Genomic DNA, 7088 nt, shown 5'->3' with positions numbered 1-7088 from the left:
CGGTGCTGGTGCCGGTGGCCGGTGGCAAGTCGAATACCGGCATAGCCATTCAGGCACCGGTGATGCGGCTGACGGCGGAGAAAGCCTTGTCGTTATTGCCTGCCTTGCAAAGGGCGGCAGCGGCGCTGGCGCGTATCGAGGAACAAGCGGAAACCGGAATGTGATGTCCTGATGCCATCACAACCTGGTCTCGCTGTGGGCAAGATCAGGTTGTGTGCCACCAGTGCCATGGAGGCAGACCTGCTCTGGCCGATTTGAAGCATGCCGTAACTGATGTGCGGCAGTCAGAGGAGAAATTCATGGCAGACCTTAACCAGAACCTGCCCGACATGATGGTGGCCGTACGTACCACCTTCGGGATAGACAGCGGTTTGATGGTGCCGGCATTCAGCTGGCGTGACGAGCATGTTCCGGCCATCGATCCGGCCTACTGCTTCAATGCGGAGGTGACGCTGGCCATTCTGGCGGGCTTTGCCCAGAACCGCCGGGTCATGGTGCAAGGCCTGCATGGTACCGGCAAGTCCACTCATATCGAACAGGTGGCGGCGCGACTGAACTGGCCTTGCCTGCGGGTCAACCTGGATGGCCACATCAGCCGGCTGGATCTGGTGGGGCGTGATGCCATCGTGCTGCGTAATGGGGTACAGGTGACCGAGTTTCAGGAGGGTATTGTCCCCTGGGCCCTGCAACGTCCGTTTGCGCTTGTTTTTGATGAATACGATGCTGGTCGGCCGGATGTGATGTTTGTCATACAGCGCATCCTGGAACGGGATGGCCAGCTCACCCTGCTGGATCAGAATCGGGTGATCCAGCCGCATGCCGGATTCCGCCTCTTTGCCACGGCCAACACCATCGGGCTGGGCAATCTTACCGGTCTTTATCACGGCACCCAGCTGCTCAATCAGGCACAGCTGGATCGCTGGAATATTGTGGCCACACTCAATTATCTTTCCCCCGCCGATGAGCAGGCCATCGTGCTGGCACGTGTGCCGGGCAAGGATAGCGTCCAGGGCCGGCAGCATGTGGCGGCCATGGTGACATTGGCCGGGCTGACCCGCCAGGCATTTGCCGCGGGTGACCTGTCAACGTTGATGTCGCCGCGTACCGTGATCAGCTGGGCGGAAAATTGCGAAATCTTCCGCAGTCTGCCGCTGGCATTCCGCTATTCCTTCCTCAATAAGTGTGATGAAGCTGAGCAGCCTCTGGTGGCCGAACTGTACCAGCGTTGTTTTGGCACCGAGCTTTCCTGCAGTCTGGCTGACGGGGTGTCAGCATGACGACCTCTGCGCCGGAAAGGGCTCAGGCATGGAAGCTCGATCAGCTATGCAGCGGCGTTGTCGCCGCCTTGTGTGGCGATGCCATGCTGCATTTTCGTGGAGGCAGACTCTACCGTGGGGCGCGGCTGCTCGCAGTACCAGCTCCGCATCTGCGCTGGGACGGAGCTGCTGGCGGGCTGGCGGACTGGCGTGGTCTAACCGATGCCCTCGCCATGCGGCAATTGCATTCCAGCCCGGTCTTGCACGCTCGCCTGCGGCCGGATGATGCCCTGCAGCGGCGCTTGTTCGACTGGCTGGAGCAGTTGCGGGTGGAGTCTCTTCATGCCGCAGACATGGTAGGCATGGCGAATAATCTGCAACAGTGCTTTTACCGCTGGTCGCGCCGTGTCTACCATGCGGGCCTGACCGAAACCGAAGCAGGCATGCTGCTGTATACCCTGATGCAGATGTGCTGGTCTCGCCTGCATGCCCGGCCGGTACTGGCAGAAACCGAGGATCATATCGAAAGCAGCAGGGCTGGTTTGCTGGGTTTGCTGGGCGGCGATCTTGCCGGTTTGCGACGGCAGCGCCAGTGTCAGGAGGCCTATGCGCTGCACGCCTTGCAGATTGCCCGGCAAGTGTCACAACGTCTGCAGCAGTTTCATGCCCTGCAAGAAGGTGCGGCGGAGGATTCATCCGGCCAGACAGACGCCGATCGGGCGCTGTCCCTGTTGATGGCGGAGGGTGAGGATGAGGCAGGTGGACATCAGCCACTGCCGCAGGCGCTCAGCGGTAGTAGCACCGCGCTGGCTGGAGGTGGCAAGCACTATCGTATCTTCTCCGGCAGATACGATGTGGAATGGCGGGCCGCCAGCAAGGTGCGCCCGGCCCAGTTGCACGACTGGCGCGTGCTGCTTGATCAGCGCATCAAGTCCCTGGGGGTGAATATTTCCCGCCTGGCCCGCATGCTGGCCATGCGCTTGGCGCAACCGCAGATGGATGGCTGGCGTGGCGGGGAAGAAGAAGGCCGACTGGACGGACGGCGTCTGGCGCAACTGGTCAGTTCTCCTGCTGAGCGGAGCGTGTTCCGGCAGGAGCAATACCGGCTGCGTGCCGACTGTGCCGTGACTTTGCTGGTGGACTGTTCCGGTTCGATGAAGCGCTTTGCCGAATCTTTGGCCATCTTGCTGGATGTCTTGCTAAGAGTGCTGGACCAGGCCGGAATCAGCTGCGAGCTGCTAGGTTTTACGACGGCGTCCTGGAATGGCGGGCGTGCACTTGCCGAGTGGCGGGCGGCAGGTTGCCCGCCACATTCGGGACGACTGAATGAGCGTTGCCACCTGGTGTTCAAGAACTTTGCCCAAGGCTGGCGCCGTGCACGTCAGGATGTTGCCGCCCTGCTGAAAACGGATCTGTATCGTGAGGGACTGGATGGGGAAGCGGTGGAATGGGCCTGTCAGCGTCTGTCGGCACGAAGGGAAGGGTGCCGCTTGCTGCTGGTGATTTCCGATGGCAGCCCGACCGATAGTGCCACGGTCATGGCCAACGATCCGTTTTATCTGGACAACCATCTGAAGTCAGTACTGGCCCGCCACGAACAGGAAGGGCAGATCGACATCATCGGTGTGGGACTGGGGCTTGATCTGAGCCCCTTCTACCGCCGCAACCTGGCCATTGACCTGTCGCAGGGAGTGAACAGCACGATAGTGGCAGCAATGACCAATGTGCTGATGCAAACCCGTCGCCGCTGATGACGGACTGTGCCACAAGCACCCATGCTCAGGCGAAGAGACCGTGCAGCGCACCGAGCAGCAGACAGCTGCCAATGAGCAGCAAGGTGGAAAACGCCAGCTGGCGTAGCCGGAGGCCAGCCAGCGGCGGCGGATAGCGTCTTGCCAATTGGGTGGCAAGGCAGGCCAGCAGGATTGCATAGCCAGTTAACAGCAGCTCGGCACCGGAAGGTAAGCCGCGGCTGACGACAAACAGGGTGCGTGCCGCGGCGGTAAAGGCAAATACCAGTAATAACATGCTGCGGGCAGCTGTCAGAGTGATGGGCTGACGGTAGACATGGAAGATGATGGGCGGCCCGGCCATGCCGAACAGTCCGCCAAACAGGCCGGACAGCAAGCCGCTGACAAAGAAGCTACCCTTGCCCGAACGCCGCTCCAGCGGCTGTGGCCGCAAGGTAAACGTGATGCCACTGGTTGTGATGGCCAGCCCCAGTAAAACCTGTAGTAGCAGGGCGGCGGCATGGTTCAGATAATCCAGCAGCACGACGCCAGCCAGGATGGCCGGCAATATGCCAGAGATGGTGGCTGCGGTGGCGGACCAGTCGATGTCATGCCATGTGCCACGAAGAGCCAAAGCACATGATGCCAGTGTCACCAGACTGACAATGTTTGCGGCCAGCGGCAGCGGAACCAGCCCCAGGCCGCTGCAGACACCCATCACGATCATGCCAAGGCCAAAGCCGGTAATCGCCTGGAAATAGCTGCCGATGGCCACCACGGCCAGCAAGGGTAGCCAGTGTGCTGCATTCATGCGGTCTGTTTTCCGGCTGCCGCCAGTTGTTGGGCCTGTACTACGGTGACGGCAATCACATGATGGATATCCTCGCTGCTGCAGCCACGTGACAGGTCGTTGGCAGGCTTGGCCAGACCTTGCAGCAATGGCCCTACTGCAATGGCACCGCCCATTCTCTCCGCCAGCTTGTAAGCAATGTTGCCAGCTTCTAGATTGGGAAATACCAGCACATTGGCCTTGCCCTGCACGGTGGAATCCGGAAGTTTGCGTTTGGCGATTTCAGCTACGATGGCCGCATCAAGCTGGATGTCGCCATCAATGTGCAATGCAGGATGGCTGGCCTTGACCAGGCGGGTAGCGCGGCTGACCTTGTCTACTGCGGCATGTTGTGCACTTCCATTGGTGGAAAAGGACAGCATGGCGACGCGTGGTTCGCTACCCAGTAGAGCACGTGCGCTTTGCGACGCGCTGATGGCAATCTGTGCCAGTTGTTCGCTGTCCGGCTCCACGACCAGGCCGCAATCGGCAAAGATCAGCCCTCCTTTCAACTGGTGGAAAGGTTGACATAGCATCATCAGGAAAAAGCTGGAAACAAGACGGCAGCCGGGTGCAGGGCCTATCGCCTGCAAGGCAATCCGAACCACATCTGCCGTGGTGTGTACGGCGCCGGATACCGTGCCGTCAGCCAGTCCGGCGCGCACCAGCAAGCTGGCGGCCAGCAGGGGCGAGGCTGCTTCGCGTGTTGCCTGCTCTGCGTTCATGCCTTTGTGCTTGCGCAGGGACAGCCAGATGTCGGCCAGCATGGCCTGTTGCGGGGCGCTGGCCGGGTCATAAATCTCCAGCCCATCCAGCAGCAGTTGATGGCGGGCGGCAGCGGCGCGGATGCGCGTGTCAGCCCCGACCAGCACAATGCGGGCGATGCCGCTTTGACGGGCGAGGAGGGCAGCTTGCAGCACTCTTGGTTCTTCTGCCTCGGATAGCGTGATGGTGGCCGGGGCCTGGCTGGCCTGGCGGATAATTTGTTCGAGTGCTTTCATGGCAATGGTCCACGCGGCCTCAAGTGGAAAAAGAGCCGGTGCTCTGGCGGGATGTAAACCAGAGCCCCGGCAAACACTCAATGGGCGGATTGAGCGAGGAGCGTACAAGGTCGAATCGGATCAAGCCTCAGACGAAGTCTTTGTACTTGTCCAGATAACGGACCGGACGAGACAGCGCATCGCGCCGGAAGGGGTCGCCCAGTTCGCGTGTGCACATGATCTCGATGATGCAGGTCTTGCCGTGATTCATTTGCAGGTCAATGGCTTTTTTCAGTGCAGGGCCGACATCTTCCAGCTGGTCGACCACGATGCCTTCCGCCCCCATGGCACGGGCGATTTCGGCAAAGCTCTGGTTGTCCAGTTCGCCAGCAACGAAGCGGCGGTTATAGAAGTCGACCTGGTTCTTCTTTTCAGCACCCCATTGGCGGTTATGGAACACCACGGCGGTAACCGGAATGTTGTGGCGTACGCAGGTCATGGTTTCCATCAGGCTCATGCCCCAGGCCCCGTCACCGGCATAGGACACTGCAGGGCGATGTGGCGCTGCCACTTTGGCGCCGATGATGGTGGGGAAAGCGTAGCCGCAGTTGCCAAAACTCATGGCGGCAAAGAAGCTGCGCGGCTTTTCAAAGCGCAGATAGCTATTGGCCACCGAGTTGATGTTGCCGATATCGGTGGACACCATCACATCTTCCGGCATGGCCTTTTCTAGTTCACGCAGCACTTGGCGCGGATGCAGGTACTTGCCGCCGGAGAATGGCTTTTCCTGGGCGTTTTCTTCGATCATGTCCAGGCTGAAATTGTCGTTTTCATGGCTCCAGGCATCCAGTTCCTTTTCCCAGGCCGCTTTTTCGCTGGCAATGGTGTCGGCACGCTGGCCACGATTGGCATCACAAGCCAGCGTGCGGTTTGCCAGACGCTGGGTCAGGGCCACCGCGGCGGCCTTGGCGTCGCCACAAATGCCGACGGAGATCTTTTTCACCAGGCCCAGCATCTTGTTGTCGGCATCAATCTGGATGATTTTTGCCTGCTTCGGCCAGTAATCCATCCCGTGTTGCGGCAGGGTGCCGAACGGCCCCAGCCGGGAACCCAGTGCCACCACCACATCCGCTTGCGCAATCAGCTTCATGGCCGCCTTGCTGCCTTGATAGCCTAGCGGACCGCACCACAGCGGATGGCTGGCAGGGAAGGAGTCATTGTGCAGGTAGCTGTTGACGACCGGAGCCCCCAGGCGCTCTGCCAGTGCCTTGCATTCTTCGACGGCATCGCCCATGACCACGCCGCCGCCGGAAATGATGACCGGGAACCTGGCTGTAGCCAGCAGTTCCGCCGCTTCATTCAGGCTGTTTTCTCCACCAGGACCGCGATCCAGGCGTGAGGGGCGCGGAATTTCAGCGGTGATGTCGCCATAGAAATAGTCGCGCGGGATGTTGAGCTGCGTGGGGCCCATCTCGCTCATGGCGCGATCAAAACACCGACCGGTGTACTCGGCCATCCGTGCCGGATGCGTTACATGTCCCTGGTATTTGGTGAACTCCTGGAACATCGGTAATTGATTGCATTCCTGGAAACCGCCCAGACCCATGGTGGCAGTGCCGGTTTCCGGGGTCACGATCACCACCGGGCTGTGTGCCCAGTAGGCTGCGGCAATGGCCGTGACGCAATTGCTGATGCCAGGGCCATTCTGACCGATAACCACGCCGTGGCGGCCGGATACCCGCGAATAGCCATCGGCCATATGCGCGGCGCCCTGCTCATGCACCACCGGGATGAGGCGGATGCCGGCGGGCGCGAAAATGTCCATGGCATCCATAAAGGCCGATCCCATGATGCCGAACATATCGGTAACGCCATTGGCCACCATGGTTTCGACAAACGCTTCAGAAGGGGTCATGCGGGTGGGGCCGCTGACCACGGTTCGCTGCTTGGCTTGTTCGCTCATGTTCACAAATCTCCTATGTGTCATCTCAAGTGGTACGGTTTGTTCCGAATAGCGAGATGTGAGTTAACATTATGCAAATGTTTTTCTGCAGTCAATATAAAATTTGATAAATGGTACATTTTGTATCAATAATCGATATATTTTGTGAGCTAAGGAGGTGGTGATGACTGAAACCCATGAGTCTCCCCAGTTGGTACCCGCGTGGCTGGATGGAGATACCCCAACGCTGCGCTTGTTTGCGTTGCTGGAGGCGATAGCGCAAAAAGACCAGTTTTTCACCTTGCAAAGCCTGGTGGACGAGATTGGCCTACCCAAGCCGACCCTGCACCG

6 protein-coding genes are annotated in these 7088 nt (G+C 59.8%); 3 read left to right on the top strand and 3 right to left on the bottom strand.

Annotation, left to right across the window (positions count from 1 at the left end; genetic code table 11):
* Positions 1-299: 299 nt before the first annotated feature.
* Positions 300-1277, top strand: coding sequence for an AAA family ATPase (locus JHD64_RS20585; protein ID WP_199055419.1), 978 nt, complete (start codon positions 300-302; stop codon positions 1275-1277).
* On the top strand, positions 1274-3007 hold the full coding sequence (locus JHD64_RS20580; RefSeq protein ID WP_199055417.1) for a cobalt chelatase: 1734 nt from the start codon (positions 1274-1276) through the stop codon (positions 3005-3007). Before JHD64_RS20585 ends, JHD64_RS20580 begins: the two co-directional genes overlap by 4 nt.
* A gap of 28 nt (positions 3008-3035) precedes the next feature.
* Here the strand turns inward: JHD64_RS20580 and JHD64_RS20575 are convergent, their stop codons facing one another.
* The 3 genes from JHD64_RS20575 to xsc all read right to left on the bottom strand — a co-directional run bounded on the left by JHD64_RS20575 (position 3036) and on the right by xsc (position 6758).
* Entirely contained in the window at positions 3036-3797 is a 762-nt protein-coding gene (locus tag JHD64_RS20575; protein WP_199055415.1) for a TSUP family transporter, read from the bottom strand.
* The gene (gene pta / locus JHD64_RS20570; RefSeq protein WP_199055407.1) at positions 3794-4816 is read right to left on the bottom strand and encodes a phosphate acetyltransferase; all 1023 of its coding nucleotides are present in this window, start codon (positions 4814-4816) and stop codon (positions 3794-3796) included. The genes JHD64_RS20575 and pta overlap by 4 nt, the downstream gene beginning before the upstream one ends.
* Positions 4817-4943: 127 nt before the next feature.
* Positions 4944-6758, bottom strand: a complete 1815-nt coding sequence (gene xsc / locus JHD64_RS20565) for a sulfoacetaldehyde acetyltransferase (RefSeq protein ID WP_199055405.1) — start codon at positions 6756-6758, stop codon at positions 4944-4946.
* Between the two features lie 163 nt (positions 6759-6921).
* On the opposite strand from xsc, the gene JHD64_RS22250 reads away from it, so the two are divergent.
* On the top strand, positions 6922-7088 hold a 167-nt coding region (locus JHD64_RS22250; protein ID WP_199055403.1), incomplete at its 3' end, for a helix-turn-helix domain-containing protein.

This window comes from Aquitalea sp. ASV15 (assembly GCF_016429115.1).
GTDB lineage: Bacteria > Pseudomonadota > Gammaproteobacteria > Burkholderiales > Chromobacteriaceae > Aquitalea > Aquitalea magnusonii.
This window is presented reverse-complemented; position numbering and strand designations above follow the sequence as displayed.